This is a genomic window from Xylophilus ampelinus (assembly GCF_003217575.1).
In the GTDB taxonomy this organism is placed as follows: domain Bacteria; phylum Pseudomonadota; class Gammaproteobacteria; order Burkholderiales; family Burkholderiaceae_C; genus Xylophilus; species Xylophilus ampelinus.
In genome coordinates, this window is record NZ_QJTC01000001.1 from 194,913 (window position 1) to 215,845 (window position 20,933).

14 protein-coding genes are annotated in these 20,933 nt (G+C 70.6%); 6 read left to right on the top strand and 8 right to left on the bottom strand.

Annotation, left to right across the window (positions count from 1 at the left end; genetic code table 11):
* Positions 1–52: 52 nt before the first annotated feature.
* Complete coding sequence (locus DFQ15_RS00870) at positions 53–1,456, bottom strand: carbohydrate porin (protein ID WP_233504206.1); 1,404 nt, start codon at positions 1,454–1,456, stop codon at positions 53–55.
* A gap of 355 nt (positions 1,457–1,811) precedes the next feature.
* Between DFQ15_RS00870 and DFQ15_RS00875 the strand changes: the two genes are divergently transcribed.
* Positions 1,812–3,092, top strand: a complete 1,281-nt coding sequence (locus DFQ15_RS00875; RefSeq protein ID WP_158528986.1) for a phosphatase PAP2 family protein — start codon at positions 1,812–1,814, stop codon at positions 3,090–3,092.
* Between the two features lie 148 nt (positions 3,093–3,240).
* Positions 3,241–5,940 carry an alanine--tRNA ligase gene (alaS, locus tag DFQ15_RS00880; protein WP_110464147.1) on the top strand — a complete coding sequence of 900 codons (2,700 nt, stop codon included), beginning with the start codon at positions 3,241–3,243 and terminating at the stop codon, positions 5,938–5,940.
* 260 nt (positions 5,941–6,200) lie between these two features.
* Here alaS and DFQ15_RS00885 read toward each other — a convergent pair whose 3' ends face one another.
* Positions 6,201–7,994, bottom strand: coding sequence for a DEAD/DEAH box helicase (locus DFQ15_RS00885; protein ID WP_110464148.1), 1,794 nt, complete (start codon positions 7,992–7,994; stop codon positions 6,201–6,203).
* Positions 7,995–8,369: 375 nt separating this feature from the next.
* On the opposite strand from DFQ15_RS00885, the gene ettA reads away from it, so the two are divergent.
* Positions 8,370–10,031, top strand: a complete 1,662-nt coding sequence (gene ettA, locus DFQ15_RS00890; RefSeq protein WP_110464149.1) for an energy-dependent translational throttle protein EttA — start codon at positions 8,370–8,372, stop codon at positions 10,029–10,031.
* Between the two features lie 208 nt (positions 10,032–10,239).
* Positions 10,240–11,769, top strand: coding sequence for a DUF1631 family protein (locus tag DFQ15_RS00895; protein WP_158528987.1), 1,530 nt, complete (start codon positions 10,240–10,242; stop codon positions 11,767–11,769).
* An 85-nt stretch (positions 11,770–11,854) separates the two neighbouring features.
* Here DFQ15_RS00895 and DFQ15_RS00900 read toward each other — a convergent pair whose 3' ends face one another.
* The 4 genes from DFQ15_RS00900 to DFQ15_RS00915 form a co-directional block, all read right to left on the bottom strand.
* On the bottom strand, positions 11,855–12,850 hold the full coding sequence (locus DFQ15_RS00900; protein ID WP_110464151.1) for a P1 family peptidase: 996 nt from the start codon (positions 12,848–12,850) through the stop codon (positions 11,855–11,857).
* A 159-nt stretch (positions 12,851–13,009) separates the two neighbouring features.
* Positions 13,010–14,425, bottom strand: a complete 1,416-nt coding sequence (locus tag DFQ15_RS00905) for a multicopper oxidase family protein (protein ID WP_110464152.1) — start codon at positions 14,423–14,425, stop codon at positions 13,010–13,012.
* Position 14,426: 1 nt separating this feature from the next.
* Positions 14,427–15,884 (bottom strand): TolC family protein, encoded by a 1,458-nt coding sequence (locus tag DFQ15_RS00910; protein WP_110464153.1) that lies wholly within the window; start codon positions 15,882–15,884, stop codon positions 14,427–14,429.
* A gap of 604 nt (positions 15,885–16,488) precedes the next feature.
* On the bottom strand, positions 16,489–16,872 hold the full coding sequence (locus tag DFQ15_RS00915) for a hypothetical protein (RefSeq protein WP_110464154.1): 384 nt from the start codon (positions 16,870–16,872) through the stop codon (positions 16,489–16,491).
* Between the two features lie 164 nt (positions 16,873–17,036).
* Here DFQ15_RS00915 and edd point away from each other — a divergent pair, with 164 nt between their 5' ends.
* Together edd and eda are read left to right on the top strand one after the other, a co-directional pair.
* On the top strand, positions 17,037–18,857 hold the full coding sequence (gene edd / locus DFQ15_RS00920; protein WP_110464155.1) for a phosphogluconate dehydratase: 1,821 nt from the start codon (positions 17,037–17,039) through the stop codon (positions 18,855–18,857).
* Positions 18,848–19,492 carry a bifunctional 4-hydroxy-2-oxoglutarate aldolase/2-dehydro-3-deoxy-phosphogluconate aldolase gene (gene eda, locus DFQ15_RS00925; RefSeq protein WP_110464156.1) on the top strand — a complete coding sequence of 215 codons (645 nt, stop codon included), beginning with the start codon at positions 18,848–18,850 and terminating at the stop codon, positions 19,490–19,492. The genes edd and eda overlap by 10 nt, the downstream gene beginning before the upstream one ends.
* A gap of 187 nt (positions 19,493–19,679) precedes the next feature.
* Here the strand turns inward: eda and DFQ15_RS00930 are convergent, their stop codons facing one another.
* Positions 19,680–20,297, bottom strand: a complete 618-nt coding sequence (locus DFQ15_RS00930; protein ID WP_110464157.1) for a hypothetical protein — start codon at positions 20,295–20,297, stop codon at positions 19,680–19,682.
* Between the two features lie 334 nt (positions 20,298–20,631).
* On the bottom strand, positions 20,632–20,790 hold the full coding sequence (locus DFQ15_RS00935; RefSeq protein ID WP_082448320.1) for a DUF3309 family protein: 159 nt from the start codon (positions 20,788–20,790) through the stop codon (positions 20,632–20,634).
* Between the last annotated feature and the right edge of the window lie 143 nt (positions 20,791–20,933).

Genomic DNA, 20,933 nt, shown 5'->3' on the forward strand with positions numbered 1-20,933 from the left:
GGACCGGATTCGCTCTGGGCCATCCGGTCTTGTCGGGCCGGCGTTCCGACAATCACAGCTCTACGTGCAGCCGCACCGTGCCGATCTTCACCGGACCGCGATCGGCGTTGTAGCCGGGATTGCGGATGTACTGGATGCCTAAGCTCAGGCCCGCCTCGCCGCCGCGCGGCAGGCCGAAGCCGAATCGGTAGTAGCTCTCCAGGATCGTCTCGGTACGGTAGCGCAGCCGGCCGTCGCCGACGAAGAAGCCGCTGCCGCCGGCGGCCAGGAAATCGCGGTGCGGCTGCGACAGGCCGTTGAGCGCCACGCCCATGCCCAGCGCGTCCATCGGCCGGCCCCAGCGGGCGCCGCCGAAGGTCGCGCCGGCCGAGGCCGAACGGTCGATTTCGGCGAAGGCGTAGGTCTCCGACTTGCCGTCGTTGGCGGCCAACCGGGTGAAGACGCCGATGTCGTCGGCGATGTCCTGCTCCAGATGCACGCCGGCGCCCACCTTGCTGCGGCGCTCGCGGATCGGTGCCACGTCGGGCACGGTGCCGCTCTGCGCGCCGTAGGTCAGCGCATCGCGGAATCCGCCCATCACCGCCACGTTGCGCAAGGCCAGCAGCTTGACCGAGCCTTCGCGGCCGGCCAGCGTGTGGCGGCGCTCCAGTTCGATCTGGTCGCCGTAGTGGCGGAACAGGGCGTGATCGAGCTTCAGACCGTTCGATTCGATCGGCAGCATGAAGCGGCCGGCGCGCACCGACCAGGTGTCGTCGTGCCGGTAGTCCAGCGCGGCGCCCCAGGAGTAGCCCCGCGAATCGGCCGCGTAGTCGTAGGCGCCGTGCGTCAAGAACGACCAGTTGAAGAACTGGGTGCGGGCGTCGTGCGCATGCTTGCTGTCGTCGAACAGGTCGCTGACCGCCAGGTTGCCGGCCGTCAGGGTGATGCGCCGCTTGTCGTAGACGCTGGCGAGCTGGTTGGCGTCGGACGCCACCTGCTCGGTGCCGCCGCCCAGGCCCCAGGTGTGGCGCACGAAGAGGCGCGCCCGGTAGACGATGGGCGAGGTACCGGCGGTCTTCTGCAGTTCGCCGTTGGTGAGGCCGCCCAGGCCCTGCAGCCGCGAGAGCGGCAGGCCCTGCACCAGCTCGGGATTGAAGTACAGCTCGGTCGAGCGGCCCAGGCGCAGGCCGATGAAGGCGGTCGAGGTGAAGGAGTAGCTGCGCTCCTGCAGCGGCGACAGGCTGGTGGGGCCGGAGTAGGGCGCATCGAAAGCCGGCTTGCGCTGCCAGACGTAAGTGGCCTGGCCGTGCAGGTTCCAGTTCTCCGTCGCGAAGTCGGGGTCGTCGGCCGCGCGGGCGGCCGGCGCGCCGGCCAGCAAGGTCAGCGGCAGCAGCCACTGCAGGTGTCGGAAAGAGCGCGCGGCGGCACGGCGCGCGGCGGCGGCGCACGGGGGGAGGGTGGGCAGGTGGAAGGGCACGGGCGGCGGCCTGGTACGTCGGAAAAAAGCGCGGGCGCCGGCGGCGCTGCGGTCGGGAGTATAAGGAGACAGGTGTGCTTTTTTTTGACGTTTCGGGTCTGCAGCGGATGTTGCGCTTCGACTACCAGCTATGAAATAGATAGCATTCCCGGCTTTCCCTGTGGCCTGCCGTGATTGGGTGCCGGCAGTGCCGCAGGCCGCGCCGGCCGGCGCTGCACGGGGCCTGCCCGATGCCGGTGACGCTTTCATGACCCTGCGGTCATCGGGACCCGCTCACGGTGCATCGGGCGTTCTGGCATTTAATACGACCTCTCGGACGTCCGGGGCTGCCGGCCCCCTTCCTTGCCGAATCGATGTGAACGATCTCAATCTTTCCCTGTTCCACGCCGTGGCGGCCGGGCATGCGCCCCATGCGGCGACGCTCGCCGTGGCCCTGTTCGTGCTGGAATATTCCGGCATGGCGGTGCTGGCGCTGCTGTCGGTCGGCCTCTGGCGCAAGCCGGGCGAGCGGGCCACGATCGTGCTGGTGCTGCTGGCGACGATGCTAGTGTCGGTGCTGGCGAAGAATATCGCAGCCGCCATCGGGTTTCCGCGGCCGTTCATGGCGGGGCTGTCGGCTGTCTACACCGACCACGCGGTGCGGCCGGGGTTTCCCAGCACCCATGCTTCGTCCGGCTTCGCGCTGGCCTTCATGCTGCTGGTGCGGCCGCGCTTGCGGCTGCTGGGCGGGGGGGTACTGGCGCTGCTGGTACCGACGCTCTGGTCCCGTATCTACACCGGCCTGCACTTTCCGCGCGACATCGCGGCCGGCGCGATGCTGGGCGCGGCATGCGCCGCGGTGTCGGTGGGACTGGAGTACGTCTGGCGCCGGCGGCTGCGGCCCGCCCTGGCGGCACGCGACCCGGCGGCCCTGGCGGTGACCGAGCCCGGGCGGTCGTGGCTGGTGCAGCCGGCCTTGCGCAGTGCCTGGGGCACGCGCCTGATGTCGAGCGCCCGCACCGGGCCGCTGCTGGTGGCCGCGGCCTGCGTCGTCGGGGCGGTGCTGCTGCTGGCGATGCCGGGCGTCGTGCCGGCCGGGCTGCTGCAGCACGGCGGCGCGGTCGATTCCGGCACCACCGTGTTCTACGGCGTGACGCTGATCTGCGTCTGCGTGCTGCGCTTCGCCGCGCTCACACGGGTCGACCGCGTCGCCATCGCCACGCTGCTGGTGGTGCTGGCCACCTCGGAAGCCGACCTGCACCTCCGTTGGCTGGCCGTGCTGCGCCAGAGCTTGCGCCTTCCGGGCGCGGTGCCCGGCGGCTGGGCCGAGGTGGCGCTGCTGGTCGTGCTGGTGCCGGCGGTGGTGGCGCTCTGGTGGATATTCAAGCGCTACGGCCCCCAGCCCCGTGTGGCCGGCACGTCGTGGCATGCGCCGATGGCGACCGCGGCGACGGTGGGCGTGCTGCTGGTCCTGGAGATCGCCACCGGCCCCTACGTCATCGGCCCATGGGCATCCCCCGCCGGGCCGCGGCCGGGGCTGGCGATGCTGCAGGCGGTACACGAGCTGCTGCAGCTGGCGATTCCGCTGACCTGCCTGCTGGCGCTGTGGCAGGCGCGGTTCGCCGGACGCGATCGCGGCGAGCAGCGGCGGCCTTAGAGCTGTTATGCACTTCGACGTGCCTGCGAAAGCCGGGGAGAGCTGCAGGGCCGGCACCGGCGACCCGGCACAGGCCGAACGGCGACGACCCGGCGGTAAAATCGCGGGTTGCTCCCCCGTTCGCAGACCCCCATTCCACCCCGTTTTCATGACCACGACCACCGCTCCCTTCTCCGTCGCGGACATCCGCAAAACCTTCCTGGATTTCTTCGCATCCAAGGGCCATACGGTGGTCCCGTCCAGCTCGCTGGTGCCGGGCAACGACCCGACGCTGATGTTCACCAACTCGGGCATGGTGCAGTTCAAGGACGTCTTCCTCGGCATCGACAAGCGGCCCTACCAGCGCGCCACCTCGGTCCAGGCCTGCCTGCGGGCCGGCGGCAAGCACAACGACCTGGAGAACGTGGGCTACACCGCGCGGCACCACACCTTCTTCGAGATGCTGGGCAACTGGAGCTTCGGCGACTACTTCAAGCGCGAATCGCTGAAGTGGGCCTGGGAGCTGCTGACCGAGGTCTACAAGCTCCCGGCCGACCGCCTGCTGGCGACCGTCTACCAGGAAGACGACGAGGCCTACGACATCTGGACCAAGGAGATCGGCCTGCCGCCCGAGCGGGTGATCCGCATCGGCGACAACAAGGGCGGCCGTTACAAGTCCGACAATTTCTGGATGATGGCCGACACCGGCCCCTGCGGCCCCTGCTCCGAGATCTTCTACGACCACGGCGCGCACATTCCGGGCGGCCCGCCCGGCAGTCCCGACGAGGACGGCGACCGCTTCATCGAGATCTGGAACAACGTGTTCATGCAGTTCGACATGGCCGAGGACGGCAGCGTCAAGCGCCTGCCCGCGCCCTGCGTCGACACCGGCATGGGCCTGGAGCGCCTGGCCGCGATCCTGCAGCATGTGCACAGCAACTACGAGATCGACCTGTTCGACGCGCTGGTCAAGGCCGCGGCACGCGAGGTGTGGGGCGAAACCGGCGAGCAGGACCTGAACAACAAGAGCCTGCGGGTGATCGCCGACCACATCCGCGCCACCGCGTTCCTGGTGGCCGACGGCGTGGTGCCGAGCAACGAGGGCCGCGGCTACGTGCAGCGCCGCATCGTCCGCCGTGCCATCCGCCACGGCTACAAGCTGGGCCGGAAGAAACCGTTCTTCCACAAGCTGGTGGCCGACCTGGTCGCGCAGATGGGCGATGCCTATCCCAAGCTGAAGGCCGACGAGGCCCGGATCACCGCGATTCTGAAAGCCGAGGAAGAGCGCTTCTTCGAGACGCTGGCCAACGGGATGCATATTCTGGAGGAAGAAATTGCAGGCGTTTATGAAAGATCTGGAAGCCGTAACGATCCGATGGGCGATGTCAAGCCTGGCACCGGCTGGAAACTGCCTGGCGACGTTGCCTTCAAGTTGCACGACACCTATGGGTTTCCACTCGATCTGACGCAGGACGTTTTGCGCGAGGCAGACCTCTCGGTTGACGAAGAGGGTTTCCGTGCGGCGATGGACAAACAAAAGGCCGCAGGCCGCGCCGCCGGCAAGTTCAAGATGGACCGCGCGCTCGACTACTCCGGCGAAGGCAACACCTTCACCGGCTACGAATCGCTGGTCGAGGAGACGGTGCAGGTCGTGGCGCTCTACCACGAGGGCGCGCCGGTGCAGCAACTGGCCGAAGGCCAGAGCGGCATCGTCGTGCTGAGCATCACGCCCTTCTATTCGGAGAGCGGCGGCCAGGTGGGCGACCAGGGCGTGCTGGCGGCCGAGGGCGTGCAGTTCGGGGTGGAGGACACGCAGAAGATCAAGGCCGACGTGTTCGGCCACCACGGCACCCAGACCCAGGGCTCGCTGGCGGTGGGCGACACGGTGGCGGCGCGGGTCGACACCCGGCTGCGCTTCGCCACCCAGCGCAACCACAGCGTCACCCACCTGATGCACAAGGCCCTGCGGGAAGTGCTGGGCGGCCATGTACAGCAGAAGGGATCGCTGGTGAACTCCGAGCGCACCCGCTTCGACTTCGCCCATAACGCGCCCGTGACCGATGCCGAGGTGCTGGAGATCGAGCGCCGGGTGAACGAGGAAATCCTCGCCAACACCCCCAACCTGATCCGCGTGCTGCCGATCCAGGAAGCGCAGAAGACCGGCGCGATGATGCTCTTCGGCGAGAAGTACGGCGAGACGGTGCGGGTGATCGACATCGGCACCAGCCGCGAGCTGTGCGGCGGCACCCATGTGCAGCGCACCGGCGACATCGGCCTGTTCAAGGTGGTGGGCGAGAGCGGCGTGGCCGCTGGCGTGCGCCGGATCGAGGCGGTCACCGGCGGGCCGGCGCTGGCCTATCTGCAGCAGCTCGAATCGACGGTGCAGACGGTCGCCTCGACCCTCAAGGCGCCGACGGCCGATGTGCAGGGCCGGCTCACCCAGGTGCTGGAGCAGGTCCGCACGCTGGAGAAGGAACTCGCCGCGCTGAAGGGCAAGCTGGCGTCTTCGCAGGGCGACGAACTGGTGGCCCAGGCGGTGGACGTCAACGGCATCCAGGTGCTGGCCGCGCTGCTGCCGGGCGCCGACGCCAAGGCGCTGCGCGACACGCTCGACAAGCTCAAGGACAAGCTCAAGACCGCCGCGATCGTGCTGGCCTCCGCCGAAGGCGGCAAGGTGCAGCTGGCGGCGGGCGTGACGGCCGACAGCGTCGGCAAGGTCAAGGCCGGCGAGCTGGTCAACTTCGTCGCGCAGCAGGTCGGCGGCAAGGGCGGCGGCAAGGCCGACATCGCGATGGCCGGCGGCACCGACCCGACGGCGCTGGCTGCGGCGCTGCAGTCGGTGCGCGGCTGGGTGGCCGAGCGGGTCTGACGGGGCCGACGAGGCATCCGCAAAGGGTGCTTCTATTTCGATAGCAAGAGGCCGGCGCTGGACGCCGGCTTCCTGTATCTTGGGGCTTGAATTTCTAGCCGAACAGCAGCGCTGGCGAGGCGTCCGCATCCCATCGTGCCGGCGTGCCCGTCCGCCCGCGGCGGTGGAGGCACCAAGCAAAAGAGGCGCCGCGGCGCCTCTTTTGTCGTCCGGTCGCGCCAGGGCGGCCGCTGCATGCGGGCTTGGTGGCCCGCCGTCGGTCAGCGACCGTAGGAGCGGTTTCCGCCGCCGCCGCTGCGGCCATAGCCACCACCGCCACCGGAGCGGTTTCCACCGCCGCCGTTGCGGCGGCCGCGGCCCAACATGCTGTCGACGCTGGTGCGCAGCGGATCGGGCTGGCCGGCAGGGCCGCCGACCGACTCGGCACGGCGGTGCGCGACCACGTCGGCATGCGACGGGCTCGGCGCATTGCCGTGGTGGCGCGGCTGGCGTTCCTCGAAAGGCACGTGGTTGCCACCACCACCGCCGCCACCGTTGCCGCCGCCATATTGGCCGCCACCGCCGCCGCCCCCGAAGGCCGGACGGGGACCGCGCGGCGCGCGCTGCTGCGGTGCCTGCTGGCCGTAGCCGCCGCCCTGGCTCCCTTGGCCGCCACCACCCCCACCGCCGCCACTGCGGCCACGGCCCTGGCCGCCGCCGCCTGCACTGCGTTGACCGCCACCGCCACCGCCACCGCTGCTGCCGTTACCGCCACGCTCGCCCTGGCCGGCCTTGTTCTCGCGGATGCGCTGCAGCATCTCGGTGCGGGCTGCCTTGGCGGCCGCTGCCATAACGTCGCGGCTCGGCGGCTTGCCGGCACCGCCCCAGATCGTCTGGCGGCCCATGGCGATCGGCTCTGCCCTCTCGCCGGCTTCGGGGCCGAAGCCGTCGATCACCTGCACCGGGATCTTCTGCTTGGTGAAGCGCTCGATGTCGTACATGAAGCCTTCCTCGTCCATGCAGACCAGGCTCACCGCCTCGCCGCTGTTGCCGGCGCGGCCGGTGCGGCCGATGCGGTGGACGTAGTCTTCCGACACGTTCGGGATTTCGTAGTTGACGACGTGCGGCAGCTCGTCGATGTCGATGCCGCGGGCCGCGATGTCGGTGGCCACCAGGGCGCGGATCTCGCCGCTCTTGAAGCCCGACAGGGCCTGGGTACGGGCCGACTGGCTCTTGTTGCCGTGCAGCGCCATCGCCTGGATGCCGCTCTTGGTGAGGTGCTCGGCCACGTTGTTGGCGCCGAACTTGGTGCGGGTGAAGACCAGCACCTGGCTCCAGTTGCGCTCGTTGATGATGTGCGCCAGCAGCGCCTTCTTCTTGCCGCGGCCCACCGGGTGGATCACCTGGGTGATGCGCTGCACCGTGGTGTTCGACGGGGTGACCTGGATGCTCTGCGGGTTCTTCAGCAGGGTGGCGGCCAGTTCGCGGATCTCGTCGCTGAAGGTGGCGGAGAACAGCAGGCTCTGCTTGTCCTTGGGCACCAGGGCCAGCACCTTCTTCACGTCGTGGATGAAGCCCATGTCGAGCATGCGGTCGGCTTCGTCGAGCACCAGGAACTGCACCGTCGACAGGTCGAGGTTGCCCTGCTGCTGCAGGTCGAGCAGGCGGCCGGGGGTGGCCACCAGCACGTCGACGCCGCGCTTGATGCGGTCGATCTGCGGGTTCATGCCCACGCCGCCGAAGATGACGGTGGAGGACAGCTCGAGGTACTTGCCGTATTCGCGGACCGATTCCTCGACCTGGGCGGCGAGTTCGCGCGTCGGAGTCAGCACCAGGGCGCGCACGCCCTTGTTGCCGAACTTGCTCTTCGGCGCCTCGGTGGCCTGCATGCGGTGCAGCAGGGGCAGGACGAAGGCGGCCGTCTTGCCGGTGCCGGTCTGGGCGCCGGCGAGCAGGTCGTGCCCTTCGAGCACTGCGGGGATGGCTTGCGCCTGGATGGGAGTGGGCGTTTCGTAGCCCTGTTCGTGAACGGCTTGCAGAATGGCGGGGGCCAGATTCAGATCGTCAAAGGTCATGGAGTAAGCGCCATCCACGGCGCGGTGTTTATCTGCCTGCCGCGGGAGTCGCTGTGCGCTTCCGGGCCAGTCATAGGCAAACAAGGATGGGATATGGGAGCCCGGAATCTGTTCCTTCGTCCCCGGCAGACTGCCGATGTCGCGGGTAACTGCGCCCAACGACCGGGACATTGTCGCACAGCGGGGCCCGCAGCGCCGTATGCGCGGTGGGCTGCGTTAAACTCGTAACACCGCAGGCCCGCCGCCGACGGCCGGCGCCCGCCGGTCCGCCCCTGTGGCCGCCGGCTCCCGTTTCTTCCGCCGCCGGCATCCGCCGCACCTGCCGCGTGTCCCGTGCCGGCGGTCTCTCCCAATCTCCTCATTCCAAGAAGCACGATGGCCCAATACGTCTACACCATGAACAAGGTCTCCAAGACCGTGCCGCCCAAGCGGCAGATCTTGAAAGACATCTCGCTGTCGTTCTTCCCGGGCGCCAAGATCGGCGTGCTGGGCCTGAACGGCTCGGGCAAGTCGACCCTGCTGAAGATCATGGCCGGCGTGGACAAGGAAATCGAGGGCGAAGCCACCCCGATGCCGGGCCTGACCATCGGCTACCTGGAGCAGGAGCCCAAGCTCGACAGCGAGCACACGGTGCGTGAAAGCGTCGAGGAATCGATGGGCGCCGTCTTCGCCGCCAAGGCGCGGCTCGAAGAGGTCTACGTCGCCTACGGCAACGAGGACGCCGATTTCGACGCGCTGGCCGCCGAGCAGGCCGAGCTGGAGGCGATCATCGCCACCGCCGGCACCGACTCCGAGCACCAGCTGGAGATCGCCGCCGACGCGCTGCGCCTGCCGCCGTGGGACGCCAAGATCGGCCTGCTCTCCGGCGGCGAGAAGCGCCGGGTGGCGCTGTGCCGCCTGCTGCTGTCGAAGCCCGACATGCTGCTGCTCGACGAACCGACCAACCACCTGGATGCCGAATCGGTCGACTGGCTGGAGGTGTTCCTCAAGCGCTTCTCGGGCACCGTGGTGGCGATCACCCACGACCGCTACTTCCTCGACAACGCCGCCGAGTGGATCCTGGAGCTGGACCGCGGCCGCGGCATCCCGTGGAAAGGCAACTACAGCACCTGGCTCGAGCAGAAGGGCGACCGCCTGGCGCAAGAGCAGAAGAGCGAGGAAGCCCACGCCAAGGCCCTGAAGAAGGAGCTGGAGTGGTCGCGCCAGAACCCCAAGGCCCGCCAGGCCAAGAGCAAGTCGCGGCTGGCCCGCTTCGAGGAACTGAGCGACTTCGAATACCAGAAGCGCAACGAGACCCAGGAAATCTTCATCCCGGTGGGCGACCGCCTGGGCAACCAGGTGTTCGACTTCAACAACGTCAGCAAGTCATTCGGCGACCGGCTGCTGATCGACAACCTGAGCTTCAGCATTCCGGCAGGTGCCATCGTCGGCATCATCGGCCCGAACGGTGCCGGCAAGTCGACGCTGTTCAAGCTGCTGGCCGGCAAGGAGCGGCCCGACAGCGGCGAGGTGGTCGTCGGCTCGACCGTCAAGATGGCCTTCGTCGACCAGCACCGCGACGTGCTGGAGAACGACAAGACCGTCTGGGAAGACATCTCGGGCGGCCTCGACATCCTCAACGTCGGCAAGTTCCAGGTGGCCAGCCGCGCCTACGCGGGCCGCTTCAACTTCAACGGCAGCGACCAGCAGAAGAAGGTCGGCAGCCTCTCCGGCGGCGAACGCGGGCGCCTGCACCTGGCCAAGACGCTGATCGCCGGCGGCAACGTGCTGCTGCTCGACGAACCGTCGAACGACCTGGACGTGGAAACCCTGCGCGCCCTGGAAGACGCGCTGCTGGAATTCGCCGGCACGGTGCTGGTCATCAGCCACGACCGCTGGTTCCTCGACCGGATCGCTACCCACATCCTGGCCGCCGAAGGCGACAGCCAGTGGACCTTCTTCGACGGCAACTACCAGGAATACGAGGCCGACAAGAAGCGCCGCCTGGGCGAAGAGGGCGCCAAGCCCAAGCGCATGCGCTACAAGGCGCTCGGCTGAGAAGGTGTGCGAGAACCTGCTGCGCGATCCGATGGCGCGGCTGCGGTCCTCGCCGCGCACGCGGGCCGCTCGCCGCGGTTCTTTCAGATCTTCCGAGCACGACGGACGGACGCGCGGCCGTGTGTCGCGGCACTCCGTCGCGCCCTGCCCGCAGGGGTTATCCTGCGGTCCCGTCCCGGGTAGTTCTTCCGCCAATCCGATGAGCACCATGCGAACCGATTCCGACGCCGACGCCGCCACCGCCGCCTACCGTGCCTGCCTGGCGCAGGCGATGGCGCGCAGTCCGGGCATCCTGGAAAAGCTGTTGGCCGCCGCCCGCGACAGCCTCTACCAGCGCTCGCGCCAGCTGGAGCAGTACCAGGGCCGCGGTGCCTATGCCGAGGCCCTGCAGACGTTGAGCGACAACGCGGTCTTCATGGTCCAGCGTTTTCCGATCGAGTTCGAGGAGGCGGTGCGCCAGGGCGACGGCAGTGCCGCCAAGGCGCGCCCGCAGCCGCTGGAGCTGTCGCTGGTCGACGATGCGCAGGTGCAGGGCCATGTCGAGCTGACCCGCTCGCACCAGGCGGCCCACCAGGCGCTGGAGGCACCCCTGGCCGAGCTGGACGGGCTGGTGTCGTCCGCCCAGGGCCTGACGCGCATCCAGCCCCAGCGCAACCCGCTGCGGCCCGAGGTGTACCTGCGCGCTCTACAGGCCGTGGTCGACCGCACCCAGGCCTCGCCGCCGGTGCGGTCCTTGTGGATGCAGCACCTGACCACCGCCATGGGCGCCCACCTGAAGACCGAATACGAGCAACTGTCGGCCGTGCTGCGCGATGCGGGCGTGGTGGCGGTGGGCTACGAAGCGGTGGCGATCGTCCGCGCCGGGCAGAAGCCGGTGGCGGCGGCCGCGCCGGCGGCCCCGGGCGCCGCGGACGCCCCGCCGGCGGCGTGGACGGTACCGGCCGAGCCGCCCGTCGGCGCACCGGTGTCGGAAGCCTCCGCCCGCGGGCTGCTGCGCACCGAGGAGCGCCGCATGCGGGCCGCCCGCATCGCCGACGAGATCGCCCGCCTGCCCGACACGGGCCGGGTACCCGAGGTGGTCCGTGCCTTCGTCCTCGGCCCGTGGTCGCAGGTGATCGCCGAGGCCCAGATCGGTGCGCGCGGCGGCGTCACCGACCCCGAGGGCTATTACGCCCTGGTGCGCCCGCTGCTCTGGAGCGCCCAGCCGGTGCTCGGCCGCGCCGACCGGCGGCACCTGACCAGCGTGCTGCAGAACCTGTTCACCCGGCTGCGCATCGGCCTGGCGACGATCGGCTGGCCCGAGGAGGAGACGGTCGATTTCTTCCAGGCGCTGGTCGATGCGCACCAGATCGCTCTGCGGCCCGACGGCAGCTCCTTCGCGATCCGCAACCGGCCGCTGCCCGCGATGCCCGAGGCGGAGCCTGCCGCCGCCGACGGCGCGGCCGCGTCGTCACCACCGACGCGGCCCTGGAATGCGCCCCCGGACGACCTGGCCTTCCGGCCGGCGGGCGACGGCATGCCCGGCGACGCGGCGGTCACCGACGACACGCTGGCACCCGGCGTGAAGGTCGAGCTGCTGCAGGACGGCCACTGGCGCCGGCTGCAACTGCTGTGGGCCAGCCCGCACGGCTCGCTCCTGCTGTTCGAAGGCGAAGACGGCCGCAACGAATCGATGACCCGCCGCCTCTGCGTGCAGTGCATGAAAGAGAACCGGCTGCGGATCGTGCAGCAAGGCTAGTCGGCAGGGCAGCCGGCGACACTGGGTGCTGCGGCCCGCAGGCCTCGGCGCAGACCGCCGCCAAGCGTTCAGCGCGGCACGGGCCTCATACCCGAACGTCCGACAGACCCGGCAGATGCAGGCCGTCCACCGTGATGCTCCGCGCAGCATGCACCGCCCGCAGCACCGCGAGCGCGGTCGCCTCGGCCGCCATCGCGCCCAGCACGGTCCGTTCGGGCACGCCGGTCGCCCGGCCGGTCGACAGCGCGAACAGCGTGTCGCCGTCGGAGACGGTGTGCACCGGGTTGATGGTGCGCGCCAGCCCGTCGTGCGCCGACTGCGCCAGCCGCTGGGCCTGCGCCTTGGTGAGCGGCGCGTCGGTCGCGACCACGCCGACGGTGGTGTTGGTGCCGGCGATCAGCGGCCGCAGCGGGTCGCCGGCCAGCAGGGCGCGGCGGGTGTCGTGCAGGCGGCGGCCGTCGGGGCTGCGCGCACCGGCGACGGGCAGGCCGGTGGCGGGATCGACCACGTCGCCCAGCGCATTCACCGCGACCAGCGCCCCCACCGTCGTACCGCCCACCGTGACCGATGCGGTGCCCACGCCGCCCTTCATCGCGCGGCCGATACCGAACAGCTTGCCCACCGCCGCCCCGGCGCCGGTGCCCACGTTGCCTTCGGCCGGCCGCCGTGCCGACGCGGCGGCGCAGGCCGCGTAACCTGCCGCAGCGTCGGGCCGGACCCGCATGTCGCCGACCAACAGGTCGAACAGCACCGCCGCCGGCACGATGGGCACCCGGCCGACGCCCACCGGCAGGCCGTGGCCATGCGCTTCCAGCCAGCGCATCACGCCGCCCGCCGCATCGAGCCCGTAGGCGCTGCCGCCGGCCAGCAGGAACGCATGGACCTGCTCCACCAGGTTGCCGGGCGCGAGCAGGTCGGTCTCGCGCGTGCCCGGGGCTGCGCCGCGCACGTCTACGCCGGCCACCGCGCCTTCGGGCACCAGCACCACGGTGCAGCCGGTGGGCCGCAGGTCCGAGGTCCAGTGGCCGACGGAGATGCCGGGCACGTCGGTGATCGCGCCGGGAGGGTGGGCTGTAGACATCCGCGGATTATCGGCAGGCCCGCGGCGGGCCGGTACCGCGTGCCATCGACCGGCGCAGCCCCGCAAACGTCCGGCGCTATGGTTTCGATAGCTGGAGGCCGGCGTTCCGAGCCGGCTGCAGGCCTGAAAGACCCCTGAAACCTGCCTGCACGGCCGCAGTTACCGCGCCGTGCCGCCGGTGCCGTGGCCCATGGCCCCGTGGTCCATCCCGCCAGGGTGATGGCCCTGCGGCACGGCGGGCGCGGCCGGTGCGCCGGCACCGGGAGCGGTCGGCGCCTGCGGCGGCGGCGCGCCGGTCCACTCGTGCGCCACCGTGCCCGGCGGGTGTGCGAACGGCCCCGGGTCGCGGTAGTCGCCGGCCGGCTGGTCGCGCCGCACCTTCAGCACGCTGAACATGCCGCCCATCTCGATCGGGCCGAAGGGGCCGTCGCCCGACATCATCGGCAGCGTGTTCTCGGGCAGCGGCATCCGCATCGCGCCCATGTCGCCCATGCCGCGCGAACCCATCGCCATATAGGGCGGCACGATGCCGCGGATCTTCTGCGCCAGGTCTTCCTGCGGCACGCCGACCATCGTCGGCACCGCGTGGCCCATCGCGTTCATCGTGTGGTGCGCCTTGTGGCAGTGCAGTGCCCAGTCGCCCTCGGCGTCGGCCACGAACTCGATCTGGCGCATCTGGCCCACCGCGATGTCGGCCGACACCTCGGGCCAGCGGGCCGAGGGCGGCACCGGCCCGCCGTCGGTGCCGGTGACGCTGAACTCGTGGCCGTGCAGGTGCAGCGGATGGTTTGTCATCGTGAGGTTGCCGACGCGGATCCGCACCCGGTCGCCGCGCCGCACCGGTAGCGGGGCTATGCCGGGGAACACCCGGCTGTTCCAGGCCCAGAGGTTGAAATCGGTCATCGTCGCCACGCGCGGCGTGCGGCTGCCGGGGTCGATGTCGAAGCTCTGCATCAGGAAGCAGAAGTCGCGCTGCACCGTCGCGATCTGCGGATGCCGCGCCGCCCGCGGATGCGTCACCCAGAAGCCCATCATGCCCATCGCCATCTGCACCATCTCGTCGGAATGGGGGTGGTACATGTTGGTGCCGGGACGCTGCGCGGTGAACTCGTAGACGAAGGTCTTGCCGGGCGGGATGTGCGGCTGGGTCAGGCCGCCCACGCCGTCCATGCCGTTGGGCAGGCGCTGGCCGTGCCAGTGCACCGTGGTGGCCTCGGGCAGGCGGTTGGTCACGAAGATGCGCAGCCGGTCGCCCTCGACCACCTCGATCGTCGGGCCCGGGCTCTGGCCGTTGTAGCCCCAGAGGTGGGCCTCCATGCCCGGCGCCATCTCGCGCACCACCGGCTCGGCGACCAGGTGGAACTCCTTGACGCCGGCGTTCATCCGCCAGGGCAGCGTCCAGCCGTTGAGAGTGACGACCGGGTTGTAGCGCGGCCCGTCGCCCGGCAACAGCGGCGGTGCGGTGCCGCTGCCGTGCTGGTGGTGCGCCTCGGGCAGCGCGGCCAGGGCCGAGCGGGCGACGGTGGAGGCGGCGACGGCACCGGCCGTGCCGGCGAAGAAATTGCGGCGGTTCATGTCAGTGGCCCGGGCTGGTGAGGGGAAGAGCGCCGAAGGGCGCGGTGGCGGCGGGAAAGCCTGCTGGCAGGGGCGCGTTGGTGGTCGCGGCGGAGCCGCCGGTCAGCGCCTGCCGCAGGTCGGTATCGGCGATCCAGAAATCTCGCTCGGCGGCGGTGGCGGCATCGACCGCGGCCAGGCTGGCGCGCGCCTCGGCCAGCAGCTCCCAGACGCTGGCCAGCATGCCGTTGTAGCGCAGCAGCGTCTCGTCGGCGATGTGGCTGCGCAGCGGCACCACCTCCTGGCGGTAGTGCAGCGCCAGGTCGTGCGCGGTGCGCCAGCCGAGCCAGGCGGTGCGCGCCTCGCTGCGCGCCCGAACCGCCACCTCGCTCACCTGCGCGGCGCTCAGCAGGTACAGGTGGCGGGCGCGGGCGCTGCGCGCCTGGCCCCAGTCGAAGAGCGGTATCGGCAGGTCCAGCTCCCAGCCGCGCTGCACCGAGCGGCCGCCGCCCGCCTCGTCGAAGGTGGCGTTGCGGACATAGCCGATGTCGAGGTCGCTGACGTAGCGCGTCGCCCGCACCAGCCCCAGCGAGCGGGCGAACTGGCGGTTGCGGGCCAGGGCCGCCCGCACGTCGAGCCGCTCGCGCAGCGCGGTCGATTCGACCGCTGCCGCATCGGGCGCGGCACTGGCCGCCGGCAGCGCGGGCAGGTGGTCGGGCAAGGCGAACCCGGTCTGCTCGCCCCGCAGGCCCAGCAGCCGGGCGAGGGTGGCGCGCTCGCGTTCCGCGGCCTGGCGGCTGCGGGCGAGGTGGGCGGCGCTTTCGGCCAGCACCAGCTGCTCCTTCGACTGCTGCAGCGTGCTCCAGTTGCCGGTGCGCGCCATGCGGCGGGCCAGCTCGGCACCGGCGGACGCGGCCTGCCGCATCCGCTCGGCCGCCTGGGCCGACTGCTCGGCCGCGACCGCGCGGAACCAGGCGCGGCGCACGTCGGCCGCCAGGCGCACCGCCTCCTGCGCCGCCTGCAGCGTGGCCGCTTCGGCCTGTTGCCGGCCCAGCTCGGCCCGCCAGGGCAGAGTGACGATGCCCAGCAGTCCGATCGACAGGCTGCGCTCGATCTCGCGCTCGCCGCCCTCGGTCAGCCGCGCGATCGAGAACACCGGGTTGGGCAGCAGCGCCGCCTGCACCCGGTCGGCATCGGCGATGCCCAGCGTCGCGAGCGAGGACTGCAGCGCGGGGCTCTGCAGCATCGCGATGCGCACCGCGGCGTCGGCCGTCAGCGGTTGCGGCCGCAGCAGGCCGGCGACGGTGGCCGACACGTCGGCGCCCGGTGCGGGCAAGGGTGCGTCCGCCGTGCCGATGCGGGGCGCGGCGAGCGACTGCACATCGCCCCGCAGGCCATCGGGGGAGGCGGATGCGCAGCCCGCGAGGAGGGCGAGGGCGGCCAGCGCCAGTGGTGTGGTGCGATGAAAGTGCACGCTCATCGGGCGCTCCCTGCCGGATGGCGGTGGCTGTGGTCGTATGGATCGGCCGTCGGCGCATCCGAAGGCTGGGGCGCCGTCGCTGCAGGTGTCGGTACGGCCGGCCTCGGGGGCATGGGGGCGGCATGCCCGTGGTGTGCAGGCCCGCCCGGCGGTAGAGCCGGGTTGTTCGGTGGGGGAGCGGCCGGCATCGGTATGGCCATCGTCGGCTGCGTAGCGTGGGCATCCGAATTGGCATGACTGCCCTGGTTGCCATGATCGGTATGACTGCCATGCGCACGACCGGCACCGGCTTCCTCTAGCGCTGCGGCATTGGCGTCGCGCCAGGGCGTGCGGCCCCGTTCCAAGCCCAGGGGTCCATCGAAAGCCGGGCGGTACACCGGTGGTGGTGCGGCAATACCGGCATCTACCGCCGCAGCGGGCGATGCTGTGACGGCCTGGGCTGCGAACAGGGAAACAGCGGCCGCGGCCAGCGGCGCTATGCGGCGCAAGGCGCTGCGACGGCGGACGACGCCGCAAAAGAAAAAAGACATGGGAACGGTCTCCGGACGAAACGAGGACACGTCTGCGCAAGCCGGTGCCGAAGCACCGGTCCGCTGCAGACGGACTACGGGCGGGGAGACCGAAAAATCGGCGGTTTGAAGCCGGGCACCGGATCGGCGCTGGCATACGCCACGGGCGTCGCGCGGGGCAAGGCTTGCGGCAGCGGGGCCGGCACCGGTCCGCCAGGGCCGGACGGCAGTGCGGCCGTATGGCACATTTGGCAATCGCCGCAGGCCGCAGACCCGGCGTGCGTCGCGGCAGGGGCCGCATCTTGCATTCCGCCGTGCCACGCCATGCCGTCGTGCGCGACCTGCCCTTCGACCTTCTGCGCTGCCGTATGCGCCGGCTGGCAATGTCCCGCCGCCGGCGGCTGCATCGCCATCGCATCGCCCACCCAGCCGCGCAGCACCAGCAGCAAGGCGAAGACGACGAGGAGCGGGCGGGACATGGGGGGCGATGATAAGGGGTTCGTTCTGTCCACGCGATGGCCTCCCCGTTCGTAACCGGTTCGTTACCTCCGCCTACCTCGGTTCCGATCCGCGCGTTAGGATGGCCGGCAGCCCCTTCGACGCGGACAGCGCGGCGCGGAAGAGACTTCCGGAGCATCCCCACATGACATTGCATTCGACCCTCCAGCGCGTCACCGACCGGATCCGCGCGCGCAGCCGGCCGCACCGGGACTACTATCTGGCGCAACTCGACGCGCTGGCGCACCGGGCGCCCGGTGCCGAGCGCATGGGCTGCGCCAACGTCGCCCACGCCTTCGCCGGCATGCCCGGCCACGACAAGCTGCGCGTCGTGGCCGAGCGGGGCCCCAACATCGGCATCGTCACCGCGTACAACGACATGCTGTCGGCCCACGCGCCGTTTCAGCACTACCCCGACATCGTGAAAGACGAGGCCCGCTCCTGCGGCGCCACCGCGCAGGTGGCGGGCGGCGTGCCGGCGATGTGCGACGGAGTGACGCAGGGCACGCCCGGCATGGAGCTGAGCCTGTTCAGCCGCGACACCATCGCCCTGTCCACCGCCGTATCGCTGTCGCACGACGTGTTCGACGCGGCGCTGATGCTGGGTGTGTGCGACAAGATCGTGCCCGGCCTGCTGATCGGCGCGCTGCATTTCGGCCATCTGCCGACCGTCTTCGTGCCCGCCGGGCCGATGACCAGCGGCCTCTCCAACAAGGCCAAGTCGAAGGTGCGCGAGCAGGCCGCGCAGGGCCTTGTCGGCCGGCCCGAACTGCTGGAGGCCGAGCAGAAGGCCTACCACGGCCCCGGCACCTGCACCTTCTACGGCACCGCCAACAGCAACCAGATGCTGCTGGAGGCGATGGGCCTGCACGTGCCCGGCACGGCCTTCATCAACCCGGGCCACGATGCGCGCGGACTGCTGACGCGCGAGGCGGTGCGCACGGTGCTCGGCATCCGGCGCGACGGCGGGCGCTTCGCGCCCGTCGGCCGGGTGGTGGACGAGCGCGCGATCGTCAACGCCATGGCTGCGCTGCTGGCCACCGGCGGCTCGACCAACCACCTGATTCACTGGGTGGCGGTGGCCCGCTCGGCCGGCATCACCATCGACTGGGACGACTTCGCAGCGCTGTCCGACGTGGTGCCGCTGTTGACCCGCGTCTACCCCAACGGCAGCGCCGACGTGAACCAGTTCCAGGCCGCGGGCGGCCCCGGCTACGTGATCCGCGAACTGCTCGACGCCGGCCTGATGCACGAGGACGTGCTCACCGTGCGCCCCCACGGTCTGCGCGAATACACCCGCGAGCCGGCGGTGGAGGGCGGTGCACTGCGCTGGTCCGACATCGGGCCGTCGCGCGACGACACGGTGGTCCGGCCGGCCACGTCGCCTTTCAGCCCGGTCGGCGGCCTGAAGCTGCTGCAGGGCAACCTGGGCCGCGCGGTGATCAAGGTCTCGGCGGTGCCGGACGACCGCCATGTGATCGAGGCGCCTGCGGCGGTGTTCGATTCGCAGGACGGCCTGCAGCGTGCGTTCCACGACGGCCTGCTGGAGCGCGACGTGGTCTGCGTGGTGCGCTGGCAGGGCCCCAAGGCCAACGGCATGCCCGAGCTGCACAAGCTGACGCCGCCGCTGGCGGTGCTGCAGGGCCGCGGCTTCCGGGTGGCGCTGGTGACCGACGGCCGCATGAGCGGCGCGTCGGGCAACGTGCCGGCGGCGATCCACGTGTCGCCCGAGGCGCTGGCCGGCGGCACGCTGGCCAAGGTGCGCGACGGCGATCCGGTGCGGCTCGACGCGAACGCCGGCACGCTGGAGGTGCTGGTGCCGGCTGCCGAATGGGATGCCCGGCCGCTGGCCGAGATGCCCGAGGACCTGATCCGACACAACGGCGCGGGCCTGGGGCGAGAGCTTTTCGCCGGCATGCGCCGCAACGCGCTGACCGCCGAAGAAGGAGCTTGCACATGGCTGTGAAGAACGCTGCGCTGACCGCGCTCGAGGTGATGCGCGACGCGCCGGTGATCCCGGTGATCGTGCTGCACGATGTGGCCCATGCGGTGCCGCTGGCCCGCGCGCTGGTGGCCGGCGGCATCCGCATGCTGGAGGTGACGCTGCGCACGCCCCAGGGATTGGCTTGCATCGAGGCGATCGCCCGCGAGGTGCCCGAGGCGGTCGCCGGTGCCGGCACCGTCCGCACCGCGGCCGAGGCGGCTGCGGTGGCCCGGGCAGGCGCGCGTTTCGCGGTCAGCCCCGGCTATACCCGGGCCGTCGGCCAGGCGTGCGAGGACGCGGGCCTGCCGCTGCTGCCCGGCGTCGCGACCGGCAGCGAAATCATGATGGCCCAGGAAGACGGCCTGACCGAACTCAAGTTCTTCCCCGCGCTGCAGGCCGGCGGCTCGGCGATGCTGAAGGCGTGGCACGGTCCGTTCGGCGACGTCGCCTTCTGCCCCACCGGCGGCATCGGCATCGCCAACGCCGCGGAGTTTTTGGGCCTGCCCAATGTCGCCTGCGTGGGCGGCTCCTGGCTGACGCCGGCCGATGCCGTCGCGGCCGGGGACTGGGACCGTATCACCGCATTGGCCCGCGCCGCGTCGCAACTTGCGCGCTGATGCGGCGTCGATGCCGCGCCGACGCGGGGGTGGCTCAAGGCGTGTTTGTACTGTGACGTATCCGCGAGGGTCCCACCCTCATAGGGAAAGCCGGGGAGAGGCGAGGCAGCCGCGTCGCGGTCCGCTGCTGCACGGCGATCCGCAGACCCGTGCGATCGGGCACCGGGGTGGTGCGGGCCGCCCGCGGTCAGCGCGGCCTGGCGCCTTCGATCAAGGCCAGGTAGGTCAACCGGGTCTCGGGCGCCACCGCGTCCACCAGCTGCCGGTGCGTCGTCTGGTGGCGAGCCATCATCCGGGCCGATGCGACGGCCTTCGATCGGCAGAACCAGTGGCAGGTGTGCTGCATCAGGAACAGCTCGGCCGACAGGGTGAAGGCCCTGTCGCGGGGCGAGCGCTGCCCGGTGTTGCGGTCCGCGTTGTCGATGCCGCGCGCATGGATCGCGAAGGCCTTGCGCACGTCGAAGCTGGCGGCGGGCAGCAGCCTGGCCGCGTAGGGTAGGGCGAAGGGCAGGGTGCTGACGCGGGTCTGGGCTTCGTCCAACCGCGCGAACTCGGTCGCGAAGGTCTGGAACTGGTGGGCCAGCGAACTCTCTGTGGCATGCAGCAGGTTCCAGATCTGCTGGCGGCCTTCGGGGTCGTCCTCGCCCAAGGCGCGCAGGTAGCCCTCTGTCAAGTGTTCCATCAGCTTTTCGATCCGGTACTGTCGCAGGTGGGTGCCCAGCAGGACGATTCGGCGGCCCTGGTCGCGCGCCTTGAGGCCGTACGCGCCGATGGCGACCAGGGTCGCCAGCAAGAGAAAGTCCATCGGGAGAATGAGAAGCGTGGTGCGAGAGCGCGGGCCCCGAGTGTAGTGACACCCGGATGACCACCCCGACCAATGCTATCTAATTGATAGCTGGTAGTCGGCGCCGTGCGCCGGCTGCGGGCCAATTTCATCAAGAAAATGGTTCGTGGCCATCGGTGGTCGGGTCGAGCGTACGTACGGGTCCGCTCCAGCTGCCGCAGCGGCGATGGCCAGGCAAAGGTGCCGCCGCCCGGCCCACGCTTTTTCTGTCGACGCATGCATGAATGGAAGCGCCAAGGAAGAAGGGGTCCCGCGGGACCCCTTCTTCATCTTGGGCCGGACGATCGGCCGGCGGTCATATCCGCCCCATCAACAGCAGCACGATCACGATCACCAACACCAGGCCTATGCCGCCGCTCGGACCGTAGCCCCACGAGCGGCTGTGTCCCCACGTCGGCAGGACGCCCACCAGGATCAGGATCAGGACGATCAACAGAATGAACGAAAGAGACATGGTGATTACTCCTCGAATGTCACGGTGTGACTGTGTTTATGGCGACCCGTCGGGGCCGTGACGTTCCGGACGTCTGGCCGAATGGTCGGCCGCGCGCGGGCGGGCCCCGGCAGGATCGCGGCCTGAAACGCCGTCAGGCGTGT

Excerpts from the sequence above, each read along its gene's own strand:
- DFQ15_RS00905 (WP_110464152.1), bottom strand. The coding sequence starts at position 14,425 with ATGAACCGCCGCAATTTCTTCGCCGGCACGGCCGGTGCCGTCGCCGCC.
- eda (WP_110464156.1), top strand. The coding sequence starts at position 18,848 with ATGGCTGTGAAGAACGCTGCGCTGACCGCGCTCGAGGTGATGCGCGAC.
- edd (WP_110464155.1), top strand. The coding sequence starts at position 17,037 with ATGACATTGCATTCGACCCTCCAGCGCGTCACCGACCGGATCCGCGCG.
- DFQ15_RS00915 (WP_110464154.1), bottom strand. The coding sequence starts at position 16,872 with ATGTCCCGCCCGCTCCTCGTCGTCTTCGCCTTGCTGCTGGTGCTGCGC.
- DFQ15_RS00930 (WP_110464157.1), bottom strand. The coding sequence starts at position 20,297 with ATGGACTTTCTCTTGCTGGCGACCCTGGTCGCCATCGGCGCGTACGGC.
- DFQ15_RS00895 (WP_158528987.1), top strand. The coding sequence starts at position 10,240 with ATGCGAACCGATTCCGACGCCGACGCCGCCACCGCCGCCTACCGTGCC.
- DFQ15_RS00900 (WP_110464151.1), bottom strand. The coding sequence starts at position 12,850 with ATGTCTACAGCCCACCCTCCCGGCGCGATCACCGACGTGCCCGGCATC.
- DFQ15_RS00885 (WP_110464148.1), bottom strand. The coding sequence starts at position 7,994 with ATGACCTTTGACGATCTGAATCTGGCCCCCGCCATTCTGCAAGCCGTT.
- alaS (WP_110464147.1), top strand. The coding sequence starts at position 3,241 with ATGACCACGACCACCGCTCCCTTCTCCGTCGCGGACATCCGCAAAACC.
- DFQ15_RS00910 (WP_110464153.1), bottom strand. The coding sequence starts at position 15,884 with ATGAGCGTGCACTTTCATCGCACCACACCACTGGCGCTGGCCGCCCTC.
- DFQ15_RS00935 (WP_082448320.1), bottom strand. The coding sequence starts at position 20,790 with ATGTCTCTTTCGTTCATTCTGTTGATCGTCCTGATCCTGATCCTGGTG.
- ettA (WP_110464149.1), top strand. The coding sequence starts at position 8,370 with ATGGCCCAATACGTCTACACCATGAACAAGGTCTCCAAGACCGTGCCG.